The sequence below is a fragment of the Nocardiopsis changdeensis genome, assembly GCF_018316655.1.
GTDB lineage: Bacteria > Actinomycetota > Actinomycetes > Streptosporangiales > Streptosporangiaceae > Nocardiopsis > Nocardiopsis changdeensis.
Genome location: NZ_CP074133.1, coordinates 1,808,043 through 1,826,119 on the forward strand (window position 1 = coordinate 1,808,043; position 18,077 = coordinate 1,826,119).

19 protein-coding genes are annotated in these 18,077 nt (G+C 73.0%); 11 read left to right on the forward strand and 8 right to left on the reverse strand.

Annotation, left to right across the window (positions count from 1 at the left end; all coding sequences use genetic code 11):
* Positions 1-8 precede the first annotated feature (8 nt).
* The 3 genes from KGD84_RS08370 (at position 9) to KGD84_RS08380 (ending at position 1,938) form a co-directional block, all read left to right on the forward strand.
* A complete protein-coding gene (locus tag KGD84_RS08370; RefSeq protein WP_220559690.1) occupies positions 9-326 on the forward strand; it encodes a hypothetical protein in 318 nt (105 codons plus the stop codon).
* 132 nt (positions 327-458) lie between these two features.
* Positions 459-1,472: a hypothetical protein gene (locus tag KGD84_RS08375; protein ID WP_220559691.1), complete on the forward strand. Its 1,014-nt coding sequence runs from the start codon at positions 459-461 to the stop codon at positions 1,470-1,472.
* A gap of 37 nt (positions 1,473-1,509) precedes the next feature.
* Positions 1,510-1,938 carry a CBS domain-containing protein gene (locus tag KGD84_RS08380; RefSeq protein WP_220559692.1) on the forward strand — a complete coding sequence of 143 codons (429 nt, stop codon included), beginning with the start codon at positions 1,510-1,512 and terminating at the stop codon, positions 1,936-1,938.
* 14 nt (positions 1,939-1,952) lie between these two features.
* Here the strand turns inward: KGD84_RS08380 and KGD84_RS08385 are convergent, their stop codons facing one another.
* The gene (locus KGD84_RS08385; protein WP_220559693.1) at positions 1,953-2,249 is read right to left on the reverse strand and encodes a hypothetical protein; all 297 of its coding nucleotides are present in this window, start codon (positions 2,247-2,249) and stop codon (positions 1,953-1,955) included.
* 272 nt (positions 2,250-2,521) lie between these two features.
* Here KGD84_RS08385 and KGD84_RS08390 point away from each other — a divergent pair, with 272 nt between their 5' ends.
* Together KGD84_RS08390 and KGD84_RS08395 are read left to right on the forward strand one after the other, a co-directional pair.
* Positions 2,522-4,285, forward strand: a complete 1,764-nt coding sequence (locus KGD84_RS08390) for an SPFH domain-containing protein (protein ID WP_220559694.1) — start codon at positions 2,522-2,524, stop codon at positions 4,283-4,285.
* Positions 4,286-5,731, forward strand: coding sequence for an SPFH domain-containing protein (locus KGD84_RS08395; protein ID WP_220559695.1), 1,446 nt, complete (start codon positions 4,286-4,288; stop codon positions 5,729-5,731). It begins immediately after the preceding gene.
* 66 nt (positions 5,732-5,797) lie between these two features.
* Here KGD84_RS08395 and KGD84_RS08400 read toward each other — a convergent pair whose 3' ends face one another.
* From KGD84_RS08400 to KGD84_RS08415, 4 genes are all read right to left on the reverse strand, one after another.
* Complete coding sequence (locus KGD84_RS08400; RefSeq protein ID WP_220559697.1) at positions 5,798-5,989, reverse strand: hypothetical protein; 192 nt, start codon at positions 5,987-5,989, stop codon at positions 5,798-5,800.
* 215 nt (positions 5,990-6,204) lie between these two features.
* The gene (locus KGD84_RS08405) at positions 6,205-6,861 is read right to left on the reverse strand and encodes a hypothetical protein (RefSeq protein ID WP_220559698.1); all 657 of its coding nucleotides are present in this window, start codon (positions 6,859-6,861) and stop codon (positions 6,205-6,207) included.
* A gap of 81 nt (positions 6,862-6,942) precedes the next feature.
* The gene (locus KGD84_RS08410) at positions 6,943-7,551 is read right to left on the reverse strand and encodes a DoxX family protein (RefSeq protein WP_220559699.1); all 609 of its coding nucleotides are present in this window, start codon (positions 7,549-7,551) and stop codon (positions 6,943-6,945) included.
* A gap of 193 nt (positions 7,552-7,744) precedes the next feature.
* Positions 7,745-7,897 carry a CGNR zinc finger domain-containing protein gene (locus KGD84_RS08415; RefSeq protein WP_255646406.1) on the reverse strand — a complete coding sequence of 51 codons (153 nt, stop codon included), beginning with the start codon at positions 7,895-7,897 and terminating at the stop codon, positions 7,745-7,747.
* On the opposite strand from KGD84_RS08415, the gene KGD84_RS08420 reads away from it, so the two are divergent.
* The 3 genes from KGD84_RS08420 to KGD84_RS08430 all read left to right on the forward strand — a co-directional run bounded on the left by KGD84_RS08420 (position 7,892) and on the right by KGD84_RS08430 (position 10,126).
* The gene (locus KGD84_RS08420) at positions 7,892-8,290 is read left to right on the forward strand and encodes a hypothetical protein (RefSeq protein ID WP_220559700.1); all 399 of its coding nucleotides are present in this window, start codon (positions 7,892-7,894) and stop codon (positions 8,288-8,290) included. The genes KGD84_RS08415 and KGD84_RS08420 overlap by 6 nt on opposite strands.
* Positions 8,291-8,299: 9 nt before the next feature.
* Positions 8,300-9,010, forward strand: coding sequence for a ribonuclease HII (locus KGD84_RS08425; protein ID WP_260697199.1), 711 nt, complete (start codon positions 8,300-8,302; stop codon positions 9,008-9,010).
* Between the two features lie 222 nt (positions 9,011-9,232).
* Positions 9,233-10,126: a transposase gene (locus tag KGD84_RS08430; RefSeq protein WP_220559701.1), complete on the forward strand. Its 894-nt coding sequence runs from the start codon at positions 9,233-9,235 to the stop codon at positions 10,124-10,126.
* A gap of 26 nt (positions 10,127-10,152) precedes the next feature.
* On the opposite strand, the gene KGD84_RS08435 is transcribed toward KGD84_RS08430, so the two are convergent.
* Positions 10,153-11,322 (reverse strand): RNA-guided endonuclease InsQ/TnpB family protein, encoded by a 1,170-nt coding sequence (locus tag KGD84_RS08435; protein WP_220559702.1) that lies wholly within the window; start codon positions 11,320-11,322, stop codon positions 10,153-10,155.
* 229 nt (positions 11,323-11,551) lie between these two features.
* On the opposite strand from KGD84_RS08435, the gene KGD84_RS08440 reads away from it, so the two are divergent.
* The 3 genes from KGD84_RS08440 to KGD84_RS08450 are packed head-to-tail and all read left to right on the forward strand — an operon-like array spanning position 11,552 to position 15,614.
* Positions 11,552-13,993, forward strand: coding sequence for an AAA family ATPase (locus KGD84_RS08440; protein ID WP_220559703.1), 2,442 nt, complete (start codon positions 11,552-11,554; stop codon positions 13,991-13,993).
* Positions 13,994-14,052: 59 nt separating this feature from the next.
* Positions 14,053-14,784, forward strand: coding sequence for a nucleotidyltransferase family protein (locus KGD84_RS08445; protein ID WP_220559704.1), 732 nt, complete (start codon positions 14,053-14,055; stop codon positions 14,782-14,784).
* 50 nt (positions 14,785-14,834) lie between these two features.
* A complete protein-coding gene (locus tag KGD84_RS08450; protein ID WP_255646407.1) occupies positions 14,835-15,614 on the forward strand; it encodes a tyrosine-protein phosphatase in 780 nt (259 codons plus the stop codon).
* 7 nt (positions 15,615-15,621) lie between these two features.
* On the opposite strand, the gene KGD84_RS08455 is transcribed toward KGD84_RS08450, so the two are convergent.
* Together KGD84_RS08455 and KGD84_RS08460 are read right to left on the reverse strand one after the other, a co-directional pair.
* Positions 15,622-17,214, reverse strand: a complete 1,593-nt coding sequence (locus tag KGD84_RS08455; protein ID WP_220565622.1) for a hypothetical protein — start codon at positions 17,212-17,214, stop codon at positions 15,622-15,624.
* 207 nt (positions 17,215-17,421) lie between these two features.
* Positions 17,422-17,721: a hypothetical protein gene (locus KGD84_RS08460; protein ID WP_220559706.1), complete on the reverse strand. Its 300-nt coding sequence runs from the start codon at positions 17,719-17,721 to the stop codon at positions 17,422-17,424.
* Positions 17,722-18,077 lie beyond the last annotated feature (356 nt).

The window sequence follows — 18,077 nt, forward strand, 5'->3', positions numbered from 1 at the left end:
GAGCACCCATGGCGCGCACCGCCCACCACGCGCGGATCCACCGGGAGGGCAGGCCGCTGGTCGGCCTGCGGTACGCCCGCGGCCGTCCCCCGGAACGCGTGGTCCGCCGGGTGCGGGTCCACGAACTCGCCCGGGTCCTCGTCCGGGACGGCTCCCTGGGTGCGGAGGCGGCCGTCGCCGAACGGCGTGAGCGCTGCCGCGCCCGCCGGGCCGTCGGCCTGACCCGACGCGCGGTCACCGCCGACGGGCACCTCGTCCCGGACGCGGCCGAGGAGGTCGTGTGGCCTTCCGGCCGCCACCGCCGCGGTGCCCTCTGGTCCGTCTGAGCCCGCGCAGTGCAGCCCGGCGAACTCCCCGGGCGTGAACGGGGGTGGCCGTTTCCGCAACGCCTTGTGCGGGGCGGGGAGGCGTGGGAGCATTCCCCGCATGACCAACGGAAGCGAGTCCACGAACGCGTGGTGAGCCCGGCGCCCGGTGCCGGGATCTCCTTGTACGAGCACGCCCTGTGCCTGCACGCCCGCATCCCCGACGGCCCCCTGGAGCCGCAGAACGACCCCTTCCCGGAGGGGGCGATGAACCTGCGCCACGCGCCGCGCGACCGGATCGGGATCGACGCCGCCGAGGCCGTGCGCGCCCACCTGGCCTGGCCGGACCTGCACCCTCGCTTCCTGGGGTGGGCGGTGCGCGAGGTGGCCGTGCCGATCTTCCGGGACGAGCGGATCACCGAGGCCGTGCGCGAGGCGGACCCGGCGCACGCCCGCCGGACGGGCCGCTGGCTGGTCCGCCGCGCCACCGACGTCAACTCCGTCCTCATCGGACTGGCTCTGCTGCTGGAGAGCGCCGAACCCGCCGACATTCCGCTGGTACAGACGGTCTCGCTGTACTCGGAGACCTTCGGCCCGCTGGCCTACCGGATCCTGGAGCGGCTGCCGGACGCGACGGACTCCCTGCTCTGGGCGGCCGAGCGCTCCCAGGGGTGGGGGCTGGTGTACGCCGTGAAGGCGCTGCTGCGCCAGGACACGGAGGAGGCGCGGCAGTGGCTGCTGCGCCGCCCGGCGGACGGCGACATCGCCCAGGGGTACTTCGCGCACGCGGTCCTGGTAGGGACCCGAGCGCACGAGGAGGTGGCCCGGCCCGACGCCGACCCCGCCCTGGTGGACAACACCGGCCTGTTCCTGCTCACGCTCACCCACTGCCGGGGGATGGGCACCGACCTGCTCGGCTACGCGCACGCGCGGGTCGCCGTCACGGCGTTCTTCGAGCACGTGTCCCGGCTGGGGCCCACGTCCGCGAGGTTCCGCGCGGTGCAGGAGCTCACCCGCCACCTCCACGCGAACACGCCGGAGAGACTGGGCTGGGACCCGCGGCGGGCGCGCCGCCTGGGGCGCACCCTGCTGGCGGCATGGGCCGGCCCCACCGAGCCCGTCCCGTGGGGCGGACACCGGTGGTTGGGCGTGCAGGGCGGCGGGTAGCCCTTCAGCAGCGACACGCCCGCGGAAGGTGGACCCCATGCTGATCGCCGCGATCCTCCGGACCAAGGGACCCGACGTGGTGCGCGTCCCGCCCGACGCGACCGTCGCGCTGCTGCTCACCGAGCTCGCCCGGCACAACATCGGCGCCGTCGTCGTCACCGACGGCGACCGCCTGCTGGGCATCGCCTCCGAACGCGACGTGGTGCGCGGCCTGGAGCGGCACGGCGCCGACCTCCTGGCCGCGCCGGTCTCCTCGATCATGACCGCGGACGTGGTCACCTGCACACCGCGCGACACCGTCGAGGAGATCGGCGAGACCATGACCCGGCGCCGGTTCCGGCACGTCCCGGTGGTGGAGGGCGGCCGGCTGGCGGGCATCGTCAGCATCGGCGACGTCGTCAAGAGCCGGGTGCGGGGCCTGGAGTACGACCGCGCCCAGCTGGAGGCCTACATCCACGGCCGCTGACGCCCCGCCCGCGGTCAGTCGCGTTCGGCGGCGACCGCGACGGCGGCGGTGGCCGCGGTCACGCCCAGCACGGCCGGCCAGGAGCCGATCTTCTTGGCCAGCGGGTGGGACAGCCCGAACGCCGCCACGTAGACGCCGGTGAGGGCGACGGCGGTGCCCAGCCCGGGGCCGCGGCGCCAGGTCTCGAACGCGGCCGCGCCGAACCCGGCCAGGACGGCGCCGCCCAGCGGCCGGTTCCCGGTGGCCCTGGCCACGGTATAGCCGCCGATGAGCCCGGCGGTGGTCAGGACGGCGCTCGGTACGGCGGCCATGGGAGCTCCTCGTGTTCGGGGACGGTACGCGCGAACGACGTTATCGCCCGCGTCCCGGGGGTGCCATTCGGCACGCTCCCGACGCGGGGTGATCACCGTACGGCCACGCTCCGGGGGCGCCTCTGGGTTCCGGGCATCACATATGCGAAGGTCGGAACCATCCGCTATGGCATTCGCCCCACAGGAACCGCCGTCGACCTGGAACCGGTCCCCGATACGCGGCGTCGAAGCGGATAGTTCCCAGACATCTCCGAACCTAGGAGTTCCCGCCCATGTCGTTCGCGCAGACGGTGCGCGGCGCGGCCGCGGCGGTCGCCCAGGGAGGCGACCCGCGGCAGGCCGTGACCGACGCCCTGCAACAGACCTCCAGGCAGGTCACCGAAGGTGGTGGACTCGACCCGAGCGACTTCGTCGCCGCCCGCGACCAGGGCGGTTCCGTGGGCACTCGGATCGAGCAGAAGACCGCCTCGCTCAACAACGCCGGTGAGGCCATCAACCGCAGCAGCTACGAGCGCGGCCCCAACGGCCCGGTGCACGTGGTCTGCCCGATGGTCATCCCCCGGGGCCGCACGTTCGTCACCATGCTCCCGGCCGTCGCGCTCATCGCGCTGGGCCTGGTGGGCGCCCTCCTCGTCCTCCTGCCGTACTCACTGGCCGGCGGCAACGCGCTGCTCAACCCGTTCTTCGGCCTCCACTACTGGATCATCACCATCGCCATCACCGCCTTCATGTGGTGGCGCCAGGGCATGGTCATGGTGCCGGAGGGCTGCGTCGCCATCGTCACCCACTTCGGGCGGATGGAGCGCATCTACCCGCCGGGCCTGGTGACCCTGTTCAACCCGTGGAAGCGGGTGTCCTACATCGTGAACGTGGTGCGCGAGTACCCGTTCAACGCGCCCATCCGCTCGGCCCCCACCAAGAGCGGGGTGCAGGCGTCGGTCGACCTGTTCGTCCAGTTCCAGATCAAGAACCCGGAGGGGTTCGTCTACACGCTGGGCGGCGTGCACGGCTTCCAGGAGAAGCTCAACAACGCGATCAGCGAGACCACCCGCAGCCTCATCTACGAGCAGGAGGCCTCGGCGATCTACGACCTGGTCGGGGAGAGCACCCAGGGGCTGCTGGCCCAGCTCAACCGCCAGTTCAGCGACATCGTCGTGCTGACCAGCGCCAACATCACCCACGCCGAGCCCTCCAGCCAGGAGTACCGGATGGACCTGGCGGCGTCGGAGATGGTGCGTGTCGCCAAGGACGCCTACACGTTCGAGTACGAGCTGCAGCTGCGCAAGGAGCAGAACGAGGGCGACCTGAACAAGGAGCTGGCCACCCTCAACGAGACGCTGTCGGCGATCCAGGCCGACATCGCCCAGTACCAGGCGCAGATGGACACCGCCCTGGAGCGGGAGACCAACCGCGCCCGAGCATTGGCCCGCCAGCGGTTCGTGGAGGCCGAGTCCGAGGCCAACGCCAACGCGGCCCTGCTGCAGGCCCAGGCCCTGGACATCCGCGCGGTCAGCGCGGCCGAGGCCCCGGAGATCCTCAACTACCGGTTCCGCGAGAGCCTGCTGGACAAGCTCTCGGAGGTCGCCGACAGCCTGCCCCAGGTCCTGCGGATCGGCTCGGGGGACGCGGCCAGCGTCGACTACCTGCGCATCGCGCAGGAGATCATCGGCCAGGCCGACGCCGCCCTGTTCTCCCAGGAGGACATGGAGGCGATCCGCTCCCGCCTGGGCGAGATCAACGCCCGCATCTCCGAGCGCCAGGACGAGATCGACGCCCTGCTGCGCGAGGACGGCGCCGGACGGGAGCAGTCCCCGGCGGACGCGCAGGCCCCCGGCGAGGACCTGGTCGAGGAGATCCGCCAGTCGGTGTCCGACCAGGCCATCGACGAGCGGCTGGCCGAGGCGCGCGACGCCGAGTCGGCGCCGCAGGAGCCGGCCCCGGAGGCCCCGCCCGCGGCCGAGCCCTACGCCGACCCGCAGGACCCGCCGCTGCCGCCGTGGTCCCAGGGACCCGACACGTTCGAGGGAGGCCGCTAGATGAGCCAGCAGGTCAATGTCAGGAGCGGCTCCAGCATCAAGGAGTCCCTCTCCTCCTGGAGCGATCTCGCCGGGCTGCTGCGCGGCGGCGACCAGGGCGCCGTGGTGCCCGTGGTCATCCCCAAGGACAACCGCGGCCTGCGGTGGATGGTCCTGGTGTGGATCGGGCTGTTCGCCCTCACCTCGGGCCTGGTCATGTCCATCAACGTGGCGGTCGAGGGCGCGATGTCCGCGCCGATCAACGCGGTGCTGGCGCTGCCCGCCCTGTTCGTCGGCGTCATCTCCATCGTGGTGGCGGTGCTGTGGTGGTGGCGCAGCTCGATCATCGAGATCGAGCACGGCACCCAGGGCATCCTCACCAAGTACGGCAAGGTGCAGAAGGTCATCGCCCCGGGCCGCCACTACCTGTGGCACCCGTGGAAGCGCGTGGACTACGTGGTGGACACCAGCACGGAGATCCCGTACACCGCACCCGTGGTGGCCTGCCCGACCCGCGAGAACGTGCCGCTGAAGTCGATCGAGTTCTTCCTGAAGTTCCGCATCCACGACCCGCAGCGGTTCGTGCTGTCGATCGGCGCCAGCAACTTCGACCTGGTGCTGTCCAGCGCGGTGCAGGACGCCATCCGCCAGCGCAGCCGCCTGGTGCGCACCGAGGCCGCCTACGACCTGCGCGGGTCCAACGTCGAGGACATGCGCACCCTGCTCAACCAGCAGCTGGAGAAGTACGGCGTGGTCATCACCGGCTGCAACATCCCCGACGTGCAGCTGCCCAACCAGTACCAGCAGCACCTGGCCACCCGGGAGCGGGTGTCCAAGGAGCTGGTGGCCTACGAGCAGGAGTGGGAGCTGACCCGCAAGCGCCGCATCGACACCCTGCTGATGGACATCGAGCGGTCCAAGAAGGTCCGGGACGCCAAGATCGTCGAGGTCAACGCGTCCCTGAACAAGGCCCGCAAGGACGTCGCGCAGATGCTCCAGGAGCAGGAGACCGAGGCGCAGCGGGTGCGCTACGAGATCGAGACGCGCGGCCGGGCCGACCTGGTCGCCGCCGAGAACGAGGCCAAGGCCCAGCAGCGCCTGGCCACCGCCTACCGGGACAACCGGGCGGTGCTGGAGTACGAGCTGGCCCGCCGCCGCCTGGACGTGGGCGCGACCCTGGCCGAGCGCGCCCCGCGCCCGGTCGTGGTGCAGACCGAGGCCGGGTCGGGGGACTCCTCGGCGCTGTCGACGCTGCTCACCGCGCAGCTGCTGCCGCAGGTTCTGGGCAACGGCGCGCGGGCCGCGAGCGCGACGGCCAAGGCGGTCGAGGGCCTGGAGTCCGCGCGCGGCGCGGTCGCCGCCGCTGCCGCCCGCCAGCAGCAGCTGGCGGACGAGTACCAGGAGCAGCAGGACATCGCCATGCGGCACCAGTTCGAGAACGGGGAGGGGTTCGGCGGCCGCCGCTGACCCGTACCCCCTGAGAGCGGAAGGGCTCCGCGACCCTCGTGGTCGCGGAGCCCTTCTCCGTTCCGGTCAGCCGCGGGGGGAGAGGTCGGCGTAGCCCGTTCCGATGTCGATGCCGTTGCGGGCGGCCAGTTCCACCAGGTCCTCGATCTCCCCGGCCTGGCCGAGGGCCAGGTCGTCGTCGCCCCGGGCGTGGGCCCGGCGCAGCGCGGTGATCGAGTCGTGGATGCGCAGGTGAAGGGTGAGCGTGAACTCGCGCATGAATCCTCTCCTCAGGGTCCGCCGTCGGGCCGGGGTCAGGGGGACCCCTCCCGGGCACCTCTCTGTCTACACGGCCAAGGTGAGAACCGCGTTGGAGGAGCACAAGCCCCGGCAAAGGCACGGAGAAGGCCCGGCGGCCTGCGCCGCCGGGCCCTCGTCCGGATGTCGCGGTGTGCGGCTCCCCGGGGAGGTCCCCCGGCCGCGCGGCCCCGCCGCTAGTGCTCCACCCACACGTACCAGTCGTCGGTGACGTGCTCGTAGATGCGCGTGCCCTGCCCGCTGACGAACACGCCCTCGGGGAGGTCCCCGTCGCTGTGCGCCAGCCCGGAGCGGCCCACCAGCCCGGCGCCCTCCACCTCGTAGTGGAGCACCCCCTCGGTCACGCTGAGGCTGCGCAGCGAGTACAGCCCGGCCCGCTCCCCGTTGAGGGGGATGGCGGAGGACTCGTCGGCCCGGTCGGCCATGGCCAGCAGGTCCTCGGCGGAGGCCTGCACCCGGGCGCTCAGCGGCACGTCGGCCGCGGAGACCCCGATGGCCAGGGCGGCGATCAGCGGCGCGGAGATCCAGCGCAGCCAGTAGTGGCGGATCATCGGCCGGGCGACGGCCAGGGCGATGCCCAGGCGCAGCGCGCCCATCCCGGCCAGCAGCATACCGCCGACCAGGCCCACCACGAAGGTGGGCAGGTGGCCGGAGGGGACGCTGTCCTCGAAGAGGATGAGCAGGGCCACCACCGTGCAGGAAGGGATGTAGAGCCGCCCCGGGGGCCGGGAGGCCCAGCTGATGAGCCGCCGGCCCAGGGTGGGCTTCTCGGCGATCTCGATCAGTTTGGCCACGGACCCGTCAGGGGTCGGGCCGGAACCTACGGCGGACATGGTGTTCCCCCCACCGAATCCATGCTGGTGACGGACGCGGTCCCGGGAGGGCGTGAGAAGGAGGAGCCGGAACGGGCCGCGTCACAGTTGAGACGGCCGACGTACAGCGGCCTGTCCCACAGGATAGAGCAGCGGCGGAGCGTGTTCGGGGCGACGCGTGGAAATAGCGGGAGGTTTCCCCTCCGCCCGGTCCGGGCGGGGACGGGCCGCCCTGCGCCGTTCGGGGCGCTCGGCGGGTTCGGGGGCCAGCACGAGGTGGTCCCAGGACCACCGCCCGCCGTTGACCGCCATGAGCAGGCATACCGCCGTGACCAGCGCCGTCACCGGCCAGGAGTCGAACGGGGAGAGCCCGGGGGAGGCGGGGGAGAGGGCGCCCAGCACCGCGCACAGGGCGAGCAGGGGGCCGGCGAGCCATGTGAGCAGACCCACGGCGAAGGACAGCGAGGTGGCGACCATGAGGGCGGGCAGCAGGTGGACCGCGAGGGAGGGCAGGGGCGTCCCGGACTCGGCCAGGTGGGCGGCCAGCCGCGCCTCCTGGCCGCGCAGGGCGAGGCCGTGGTCGGCGAACACCCAGCCGACGCCGATCCGGGTCAGCGCGGCCCCGATGTCGTACAGGCCGCGGCGGCGCAGGCGGACGCGCGACCGGGGGCGTGGCCTCTGGCTCCGGGGATGCCGGGTGGGGCGCTGCATGTCCATTCCTCCGGGTCACACCTGTGCGCGGTCCTGACAAGCGGAAACTACCGAAAGTCATGAGCCATGACGCGGTGTGATAAACGGCGAGTCGTGCAAAGACCCGTCCCGGACGCCCGTTCCCGGCGTTCGGCCGCTCCGCGGGCTCCCTGGTGGCGGCCCGCGGCCGTCGCGGAGCCGCCCGGCCCCGGTGTCAGCCGGACGCGGCGCCCGCCTCCGGCGTCCGCTCGCGGTGGCGGCGCACCCGCATCCGGGTGGAGCAGCGCGGGGAGCAGTAGTGCCGGTTCGCCCGGTGCGAGGTGTCCAGGAACGGGGTGTCGCAGTCGTCCGCGCCGCAGGTGTGCACGCGGCGCGCACCCCCGGCCGCCGCGAGGGCCTGTGGGCCTTCGGCGCGGCGGCCCTGCTGGTCGCGGGCTGCCTGCTGCTGGCCTCGGGACCAGCCCTACCCCTGGCCGCCCTGGCCCTGGCGCTGAGCGGGCTCCCGGTGGCCGCGCTGCTGGGCCTGCGCTCGCACATGATCGACCTCGCCGTCCCGCCGGGGCAGCGCGCCGGGTACTTCTCCTGGGCCTTCGCCCCCCAGAACGTCGGCTTCGCCGCCGGCAGCGCGGCCCTGGCCGTGGTCGGGCAGCCCGTGCTCCTCACAGCCGCCTCCCTGGCCACCCTGGCCTCACTGGTCGTGGCCGTGGGCCTGTCCCGGTCCTTGCGCGAACCGGCGGCGGAGCCCGCCGCCGCCCTCTAATCTGGGAACGTGTCGATCTCCGAGCCCGCCGCCAAAGCACCCGCCGCAGCCCCCGCCGCACCCACCTACGAGGTGGAGGACGAGCTCCGCGCCGCCGGGGCGCGGGTCGTCGCGGGAATGGACGAGGTGGGGCGCGGCGCCTGGGCGGGGCCGCTGCTGGTCTGCGCCGCCGTCCCCGGCGAGGGCGAGCCGCCCGCCGGCCTGACCGACTCCAAGCGCCTCACCCCTGCTCGCCGCCGCGACCTGGCCGCCCGGCTGGAGCCCTGGGTGGCCGACCACGCCTTCGGCTGGGCCGAGGCGGCCGAGATCGACGAGGTCGGCATGACCGAGTCCCTGCGCCGCGCCGCCCGCCGGGCCCTGGCGGGGCTCACCGTCCGCCCGGACGCCGTCCTGCTGGACGGCTCCCACGACTTCATCGGCCGCCCCTGGCGGGTCCGCACCCAGGTCAAGGGCGACCTCACCTGCGTGAGCGTCGCCGCCGCCGCGATCCTGGCCAAGGTCCGCCGCGACGCGCACATGGCCGAGCTCGCCGAGCTGCACCCGGGCTACGCCTTCGAGCGGGCCGCCGGGTACCCCTCGCCCGTCCACCGCGCCCACCTGGCCGAACACGGCCCCACCCCGCAGCACCGGATGAGCTGGTCCTACCTCGACGACCTGCCCCGGTGGAGCCACCTGCGCAGGCCCCGGCCCGGCCCCGGGGGCCAGATCCCCCTGCTGTGACGGCCCGCGCCCCCGCGGTGCGCGGGGCGACACGCCGCCCCGCACTGGACAACCGGGGACGGTTGGGGCAAGGGTCAACTTCACCCGGGACCGCGATCCCGGGATTGGAGGTGGCGCCCGACCGGCTGCCGGGTGGGCTCCTCCGTCCGACCACCCCTAGATCGTTGATGGGAAATCCCTGAACCCGCTGCGCGCATGGCGAAGGGCGTCGAGGATCAGAGTGTGACCAATGACCTTGACGCCCTTCTGACAGCACTCTACGTCCATCTCGACGACCATGTGCTCCCTTCGGCGAACCAGCGCCGCGGCCCGGGCCGCCCCCGAAAGCTCACCGACGCCGAACTCGTCTGTGTCGCCCTGGCCCAGGTCCTGCTCAGGTGTGACTCCGAACGCCACTGGATGCGGGCGGCACCGGCCCGGATCGGGCACCTGTTCCCCCGCCTGCCCGGCCAGTCCGAGTACAACCGCCACCTGCGCGATGCGGCCCCGGTCCTGCTCAAGGCCGCGATGTGGCCGGCCCGCTCCGTCCCGACCTGGTGGGAGAACCTGCGGTTGATGGACGGCACCCCGGTGCGGTGCGGGGCCTCTCGCGTGACGGTGGACCGCTCCGGCCCGGGCGAGGTGGCCGGGTACGGGCGGGACGTGTCCCACCACGCCTTCTACTGGGGTGCCAAGCTCGTGCTCATCACTACCGCGGAGGGGTCGGTGTGCGCGTTCTCCCTGGCCCACCCCAAGGAGTTGGACGAACGCAAACAGGCACTGCATCTGCTGCACGTCCGACCGTGCGCTCCGGGGCCGGCGGTGATCGTGTGCGACAAGGGCTTCGCCGGGGTCGGTATCGAGACGGCGGCCGCCGGGTTGGGGTTTGCCCTGGTGCGTCCGGCGCTCAAGGGCGAATCCGTCGAGGGCCGGTTCCCGGGCTGGTTGCGTCAGAGGATCGAGGCCGTCATCTGGACGTTGAAGAACCAGCTCGGCCTGGAGCGCCACCAGGCTCGCACCAGTGAGGGGCTGTGGGCGCGGGTGTGCCAGCGCATCTGCGCGCTCAACGCCGCGATCTGGCACAACTGGCTGGTGGGTGCCCCGGTCAAGCGGTCGTTGATCGCCTACGACCACTGACCAGGACACATTTCCCCATCAACGATCTAGGGGGCGGTGGGGACGCGTGACTCACGCCCCGCGTTCCACGCGTCCTGGCCCCTGCGGGCCAGGACGCGGGAAGCGTTGCGGTCGGCGTGCGCAACGACGCCGCACGACCGGCAGATGAAACGGGCTTGGGAGATGCGGTTGTGGCGGTGGGTGTGGGAGCAGTGGGCGCACTCGCGTGAGGAGTACGCCGCGTCCACGGACACCACCGGCACCCCGGCCCGTTTCGCCTTGTAGGTGATGAAGTCTCCCAGCTGGCGGAACGACCAGCTGTGCAGCGCGGCCCGTTGGGGCTTGCGGTGCCGTACCCGTGCGTGAATCCCCGTCAGATCCTCGAGGGAGATTCCTCGTCCGGTGCGTTCGGCCTCGGCCACGATGCGTTTGGCGATGACATGGTTGGTGTCCCGTGTGTGGCGGGACTCCTTGCGGCGCTGCTTCTTCAGCAGGCGTTTGGCACTCTTGGTGCCCTTGGCCTGGAGCTTGGCGCGGAGCCGTAGCCGGCGCCTGCGGTACCGGTTCAGTGTGCGCCCGGCCATGATGTGGCCGTCGCTGGTGGTGGCGATGTTGACGATGCCCAGGTCCACGCCCAAGAACCCGTCCGGCTCGTACTCGGGGGCGTCGGGCACGGTCACGCTGACCAGCAGGTACCACGTCCCGTCCCGGGCCACCAGGTCGGCCTCGCCCCGTTTGTGCTCGGCCAGCGCCTTGGCCTGGGCGGGTGAGCAGGTGAACGGCACCCCCTTCAGCCGTCCCCGCACGGTCCACAGCGAGATCGTGCGGGCGTCCGGGGCGAAGGACAGGTTGCGGGCGTCGTAGGGCTGGGCCGCGTCGGATCGGAACACGATCGGCTTGGACCCGGCTCCGCGGCGGCGCTTCGATCCGGGCCTGCCGTGGTCGCCGTTGCGGATGCCGGTGGCCAGGGAGGTGTAGGCGTCGGCGACCTTCTTGATGAGGTGCTGGGCCGCTTGGGAGCCGATCCCCGCTGCCCGCACATCCGCGTACACCAGTTTGCGGAGCGGGAAGTTCCTGGTCGTGCCGGTGTCGAAGGCCACCTGCGACACCCGGTTGGCCTGGGTGTTGACCGCGTGCAGGGTCGCCGCCAGCGCCGCCGCCTGCTCGGGCGACGGCGTCAGCTTCACCTGCACCGTGATCGTCGACACGGGTTGCATTCTGCACCCGCATGGTGGCGGAACGCGCTCGGACGCCCTTTTTCCCGGGGGTGACCCGCGTCACCGGATGCCGGGTACGGTCTATGCGGCGATTCCTCCCGGGGCTTCAAGCCCAGGGAGGCCCCACCGAACTAAGCTGAAGGCGTGGCGTCGACCCCTCGACCCCCCTCCGGCCAGCGACCCCCGGCCGGAGGCCCGCCTCCGGACCCCCACGCAGGAAGGGGCACCGATGACGCGCGACACGCGCCCCGGTACCGAGGTCCCCGGACCTTCCGGGCTGGAACGCCTGCGCACCAGGTACCGGGCCGTCCCCCCGGCCAGACGGCTGGTCGCCGGGGTGGCCGTGCTCGCCGTCGTCGCGGTCGCCGCCCTGGTCGCCTCGGTGCCCGTGGTCACCGCGGTCTCGGTCGCGCTGGCCCTGATCCTGCTCTTCGCCGCGCTGATGCGCTCGGCCGACGCCCTGGTCACCGTGGTCGTCTGCCTGATCTGGACCGCGGTCGCCTTCCCGCTCTTCCAGCTCCCGCTGGCCGGGGAGCCGGTCACCCTGCTCGTCCTGCTGCTGCCGCTGCCGGTCGTGGCGGCGGCAGCCGCCGTGCGCGAGTTCCCGGTCTGGCACACCGCCGCGCTGTCCCTGACCGCGGGCCTCGTCTTCGGCTTCTCCCTGGCCCTGGTCGGCATGGTCGCCCCCACGCCGCCCTCGTCCTGGGGGATCGGGGCGCTCTACGCCGCCGCCGGCGCCTGCCTGCTGTGGCGGCTGTCCGCGTCCCGGCAGATCCGCAAGGAGTCCGAGGCCGCCCGGGAGAGCGCCCAGGCCGACACCCGCCCGGTCTCCCGCGGCGCCCGCTCCGAACGTGTGAAGGGCCGCGCCGACGCCTCCCGGCCCGCGGCACCCGCCCGCGGGCGCGCGGCGGCCGCCGATGCGGGAGGTGAGCCGGTGCCGGTCGACGAGGCCCTGGCCGAGCTGGAGGCGATGATCGGCCTGGACCCGGTCAAGCAGCAGGTCCGCGGGCTGGCCGCGTCCATCGAGGCGGCCCGGCTGCGCGCCGACGCCGGGTTCCCGGTGGAGCGGCCGCTCCGCCACCTGGTCTTCTCCGGCCCGCCCGGCACCGGCAAGACCAGTGTGGCCCGCACCCTGGCCACCATCTTCCACTCCTTCGGGCTGCTGCCCACGGCCCGCGTGGTGGAGGCCCAGCGCGCCGACCTGGTGGGGGAGTACCTGGGGGCCACCGCCATCAAGACCAACGGCCTCATCGACGGCGCCCTGGGCGGGGTGCTGTTCATCGACGAGGCGTACTCCCTAGTCAACGAAGGCGACGGGCAGAGCGACCGGTTCGGCAACGAGGCGGTGCAGACCCTGCTCAAGCGCGCCGAGGACGACCGGGAGAACCTGGTCATCGTGCTGGCCGGGTACGAGAAGGAGATGGACGCCTTCCTGTCGTCCAACCCGGGCCTGGCCTCGCGCTTCTCCACCCGGATCACCTTCCCCAGCTACACCGCCGACGAGCTGTTCCGCATCGCCGGGAGCTTGGTCGCCCAGCGCGGCGACGTCCTGGACGCCGAGGCCGAGCGGACTCTGCGGCGAAGACTCGACCAGGCCGTGCAGCGCGAGGCCGTCGACGAGCTGGGCAACGGCCGGTTCGCCCGCTCCCTGGTGGAGAAGGCGGCCCAGGCCCGCGACGTACGGGTGGTCACCTCCGGGGTGGCGGGCGACCGGCCCGCGCCCCGGCCCGAGGCCGAGGAGCTCATCACCCTGCGGTCCGCCGACGTGATCACCGCCTACGACGAGCTGACCGCGCGCCTGCCCGGGTTCGGCGAGGCGCCGGGCATCGAGGAGGCCCTGGCCGAGCTCGACGCCATGATCGGGCTGGAGCCGGTCAAGGCCCAGGTCCGTTCGCTGGTCGCCCAGCTGCGGGTGGCCCGGCTGCGCGAGGAGCAGGGGCTGCTCAACCACGCGCCCATGCGGAACTTCGTCTTCACCGGGCCGCCGGGCACCGGCAAGACCACCGTCGCCCGCGTGCTGGGCCGGGTCTTCGCGGCCCTGGGCATGCTGGCCCGCGCCGACGTGGTGGAGGCCCAGCGCGCCGACCTGGTGGGCGAGCACCTGGGCGCCACCGCCATCAAGACCAACCGGCTGGTGGACCGGGCCCTGGGCGGGGTGCTGTTCATCGACGAGGCGTACTCGCTGATCAACCCGGGGTACGGCGGCGGGGACGCCTTCGGTGCCGAGGCGGTGCAGACCCTGCTCAAGCGCGCGGAGGACGACCGCTCCCGCCTGGCGGTGGTGCTGGCGGGCTATCCGGCGGAGATGGAGCGGTTCCTGGCCTCCAACTCGGGGCTGGCCTCGCGGTTCAACGTCCGGGTCCGCTTCCCGTCCTACACCGCCGACGAGCTCACCGCGATCGCGGAGGCGCTGGCCGCCCGCACCGGCGACGCCTTCGACGACACCGCCGTGGAGGACCTGCGCAGCATCTTCTCCCACGTGTGCGCCGAGGGGTGGATCGACGAGCTGGGCAACGGGCGCTTCGCCCGATCCCTGTTCGAGAAGGCGTGCTCCCAGCGGGACCTGCGGGTCTCCCAGGAGGTCGGCGACGCGGCGACCGCCGCCGAACTGACCGTCCTCACCAGTGCCGACGTCCGCTCCGCCTATGCCGAGGCCACCCAGCAGAGCTGATCCGGCGGGCGCCGGTGGCGCACCGGCCACCGGATTCCGCGTACTGCTAGTGTCCGGGCATGACCGCTTCACCCTCAACCTCCGCGGCGCCCGTCACCCAGGCCCTGATCCTGGCCGGCGGGCAGGCCACCCGGCTGCGGCCCTACACCGACACCCGCCCCAAGGCGATGGTGGAGGTGGCCGGACGGCCCATCATCGACTACCAACTCGAATGGCTGACGGGCCACGGCGTCGAGCACGTCGTGGTCTCCTGCGGGTACAAGGCCGAGGTATTGCGCGAGTACCTGGCCTCCCGCGACGGCGGCCCCGAGATCACCCTCCTGGTCGAGGACGAACCCCTCGGCCGGGGCGGCGCCCTGCGTTACGCCTCCCAGGGGCTGCCGGCGCAGGACGCGCCCTACTTCGCACTCAACGGGGACGTCCTCACCTGGTTCCCGCTGGACGAGATGACCGCCCACCACCGGGCCAAGGGCGGCCTGGCCACCCTGGCGCTGGCCCAGTTCCGCACCACCTGGGGCATCGTCGACGTCGACGGCCAGGACCGGATCGAGGGGTTCACCCAGAGCCCGCTGCTGCCGGTGTGGATCAACGCCGGCGTGTACCTGTTCGAACCCGGCATCACCCCGCTGCTGCCGGTCAAGGGCGACCACGAGTCGTCCACCTTCCCCGACCTGGCCGGGCAGGGGCGGCTCACCGCCTACCGCATCAGCGGGTTCTGGCGCGGGGTGGACACCGCCAAGGACGTCAAGGAGGCGGGGGAGGAGATCACCGCCATGCGGCAGGGGGCCTGACCCCGAACCGGGCTCGGGGCGCCGGGGAGGCGGTCGGTATCGTCGCCTTCGTGACGAACAACGGTTTCATCCTCTCCAGCGCCCCCAACTTCCGCGATCTCGGCGGCCACCGGACCGCCGGGGGAGGCACGGTCCGCCACGGCCTGCTGTACCGCTCCGACGCCCTGCACACCATCTCCGAGCCGGACCTGCCGGTCTACAACGGCCTGGGCATCCGCCAGCTCATCGACCTGCGCACCGCCCACGAGCGGGAGAGCCTGCCGGACATCACCCCCGAGGGCGCCGCCTACACCGCCATCTCGGTGCAGGACCCGACCGCGGCCGGGGCGAACTTCTCCCAGGCCCTGCTGGACCGCGAGCGCGCCCGGGCCATGTTCGCCGACGGCGCCGCCGAGCGCTTCATGTTCGGCGTCTACCGCGAGCTGGTCACCGACGGGGCCGCACTGACCGGCTACCGCGACCTGGTCGAGCGCGCGGCCGAGGGCCCGACGGCCCTGGTCTTCCACTGCAGCGCCGGCAAGGACCGCACCGGGTGGGGCGCGGCCCTGCTGCTCACCCTGCTGGGCGTGGACCGGGCCGCGGTGGTCGCCGACTACCTGGCCAGCAACGAGCGCCAGGAGAACACCGACAAGTGGATGCGCATGCTGTCGGAGCACAGCGGCCTGGAGTGGGAGGAGGTCGTGCCGATGACCAGGGTGCGCGCCGAGTACCTCCAGACCTCGTTCTCCCACATCGACGAGGTGTACGGCTCCTTCGACGGCTACGTCTTCGACGGGCTGGGCCTGTCCCGGGCCACGGTGGACGCCCTGCGCGCCCGCATGGTCGCCTGACCCGCGCCTACAGGGCGTCGAGGCGGCGGCGCAGGTCGGCGCCGTCGGTGGCGGCGTCGAGCACGTCGCCCAGCTCGGCCAGGACCGAGGCCCTGTCGCGGCCCCGGTCGAGCAGCCGCCGCGCGGCCGACCACAGCTCGGCGGGGCGCCCGGACCACAGCCGCTCGGCCAGCCGCTCGTGCCGGTCCAGCGCCCGCTCCCGGTCCGGGTCGTCGCCGGTCACCGGGCGGTACCAGTGGTCCTGTCCGGTGGAGTGGCGGCCGCTGGGCGGGGTGGCCGCCTCGTACTCGCCGAAGTGGTCCAGCCGCAGCAGCGCCCGGCGGCCCCGCGGGGTCGCCGGGTCGAACTCCTCGGGGGCCCACGAGATCAGGTCGCTGGCCAGCAGCGGGAACGCGAACATGCGCCGGGCCAGCGCCGAGAAGTCGCCGTCGGGCAGCAGCCTGCGCACCGCCTCCTGGCGCAGCCCCAGCGGTCGGGCGGGGTCCCGGTAGACCCTGGTGAACTCGGCGGTGGACTCCCACACCGCGTCCAGGGTCGCCCCGACGGCGACCTCGGGCAGGCCGGTGCGCGGACCGGCCCAGCGCACCCAGGCCGCCAGCACGTGGGGCATGGCCTCCTGCTCCTCGGGCAGCAGCACCACCCGGCCGGGCAGCCAGCGCAGCAGGAACGCCTCCACCTTGCGGGGGCTCACCCGGGTCGGCCGGCCGGCGTCCACGTCGCAGCCGTAGGCGATGATGTGGTCGGCGCAGCGGCTCGCGGTGTAGGAGTCCGACAGCTCGGCGGCCTCGTCGGAGGACAGGAAGCGGGCGGCCAGCACCGCCCGGCGGTCGCGCCGCCACACCGGGACGCCGTCCTGCGCGTCCCGGCCGCAGGGCTCCGGCAGTGTCCGCACCCGGGCGTTGGCCAGGGCGAAGTGCGCGGCCAGGGAGCCGCCCGCCAGGTCGGCGGCGGTGGGGCCGGCCGGCAGCGGGGCGGCGTCGGCGCCCCCGCCCGCGATCACCCGTTCGGTCACGCGCAGGGCGCGGACCAGGCGGCTGCGGGCCTGGGCGGGGTCCAGTTCGGCGAACCGGGTGAACTCGTCGGCGGCGGCCCGCTCCCGGCACCCCTGGAGGAGCTTCTCGACCTTGGTGGTGACCCAGGCGTCGCGCAGCACCCCGCCGGCGTTGTGGTCCACCACCAGGATGAGCGCGTGCTCGGGGACGGCCGCGGCTTCGCCCTCCCCGCGGCCGAACACGCACACCACGTCGTCGGTGTCCCCGAACAGGTCGCTGTTGACGTAGGCGCCCAGCGGTACGACCCGGCCCAGCTGGGACGCCCACTCGGGGACCTGGAGCCCCTGCTCGCGCAGCGCGATCATGCCCTGCTCGGCGAGGAGGCGCAGGCCGGGCGTGGTGCCCAGAGCGGCGACCGCGGCCAGCACGCCCAGTCCGGCGGGCTTGCCGGAGGCGGCGGCGTGGGTGATCAGGCCCTCGCCGAGCACCCGCTCGACGTCGAGCCCGGGCACGCGCTCGCCCCACCAGGTGCCGAGCAGCTCACTGAAGGCGAGCTCGGCGTCGAGGGGGTGCCGCATGGCGAGCATCGCCCTGGCGGCGCGCAGCATCTCGTCGAAGGCGGCGCCGGGAACCGGTTCGGGGTTCGCGGATGAGGGAGGTGTAGGGGAGGGCACGGTCCGAGCGTATGACAGCCGGGGGCCCGTGATTCACGGTCCGGGGGTTTCACCCGGTTCCTCCCGGCGCGTCCGCCGCTCCGGAAAGGGGAGCGGGGCGTGCCCGGCCGGGCACGCCCCGCTCGCCGCGGGTCGGGCGGATCACCGTGGCCGGGGAACCACCCGGTGGCCGGCGAACAGGGTCGGCCCCTGGGCCCGGGCGGCCGCTTTGGCCGCTTTGCGCGCGCCCTGGGAGGGCGGCACCGAGTTGACCATCGCCTCCAGGTGCTCGCGGGCGATGCGTTCGACGAGGTGCGGCGTGACCGCGATGCCCAGGTGTTCGGCGCAGTTCCAGGCGTCGCTGACGCACCGTTCGACGCAGCGGTGGGACAGACCGTTGAACTCGTCGTGCAGACGAGCCGAGATCCGTCGGAGATCCTGGACCGGGAAGGTCTGGAGCATTCTCGCTCACACTCCTGGTTGGTGATGGCCTGGACGGTGACCTCCACCCATTCCACTTGTTCTGAGCGGGCTGTCAACCCCTCTCCCGGCACGCTGTTGATAAAACCTGAGGTGGGCATCGTTTACTCGGACACCACCATCACCCCAGGTCAACAAGGCGAAAAGGACGTTTCGGGCATATAACGGAGCTGTTTCCAAGCTATGATCCCAAAGCGGACAAGTATCCCGATGCCTGGGAATTCGGGAGAAAACTCCTGTGGAAAACCAATGGTCTCCTCGTACGAGGTCCGCCGGTGGCCTACTATTTACCTCCCCGTCCGTGCGGGGCCCGCTCCCCGCGGGCCGTTGCGCCCGGA

What these genes read in the sequence shown, in the direction of transcription:
- KGD84_RS08440 (WP_220559703.1), top strand. Translation starts at nt 11,552, where the DNA reads ATGACGCGCGACACGCGCCCCGGTACCGAGGTCCCCGGACCTTCCGGG.
- KGD84_RS08460 (WP_220559706.1), bottom strand. Translation starts at nt 17,721, where the DNA reads ATGCTCCAGACCTTCCCGGTCCAGGATCTCCGACGGATCTCGGCTCGT.
- KGD84_RS08385 (WP_220559693.1), bottom strand. Translation starts at nt 2,249, where the DNA reads ATGGCCGCCGTACCGAGCGCCGTCCTGACCACCGCCGGGCTCATCGGC.
- KGD84_RS08390 (WP_220559694.1), top strand. Translation starts at nt 2,522, where the DNA reads ATGTCGTTCGCGCAGACGGTGCGCGGCGCGGCCGCGGCGGTCGCCCAG.
- KGD84_RS08410 (WP_220559699.1), bottom strand. Translation starts at nt 7,551, where the DNA reads ATGCAGCGCCCCACCCGGCATCCCCGGAGCCAGAGGCCACGCCCCCGG.
- KGD84_RS08370 (WP_220559690.1), top strand. Translation starts at nt 9, where the DNA reads ATGGCGCGCACCGCCCACCACGCGCGGATCCACCGGGAGGGCAGGCCG.
- KGD84_RS08400 (WP_220559697.1), bottom strand. Translation starts at nt 5,989, where the DNA reads ATGCGCGAGTTCACGCTCACCCTTCACCTGCGCATCCACGACTCGATC.
- KGD84_RS08455 (WP_220565622.1), bottom strand. Translation starts at nt 17,214, where the DNA reads ATGCTGCGCGCCGCCAGGGCGATGCTCGCCATGCGGCACCCCCTCGAC.
- KGD84_RS08395 (WP_220559695.1), top strand. Translation starts at nt 4,286, where the DNA reads ATGAGCCAGCAGGTCAATGTCAGGAGCGGCTCCAGCATCAAGGAGTCC.
- KGD84_RS08380 (WP_220559692.1), top strand. Translation starts at nt 1,510, where the DNA reads ATGCTGATCGCCGCGATCCTCCGGACCAAGGGACCCGACGTGGTGCGC.
- KGD84_RS08445 (WP_220559704.1), top strand. Translation starts at nt 14,053, where the DNA reads ATGACCGCTTCACCCTCAACCTCCGCGGCGCCCGTCACCCAGGCCCTG.
- KGD84_RS08435 (WP_220559702.1), bottom strand. Translation starts at nt 11,322, where the DNA reads ATGCAACCCGTGTCGACGATCACGGTGCAGGTGAAGCTGACGCCGTCG.
- KGD84_RS08405 (WP_220559698.1), bottom strand. Translation starts at nt 6,861, where the DNA reads ATGTCCGCCGTAGGTTCCGGCCCGACCCCTGACGGGTCCGTGGCCAAA.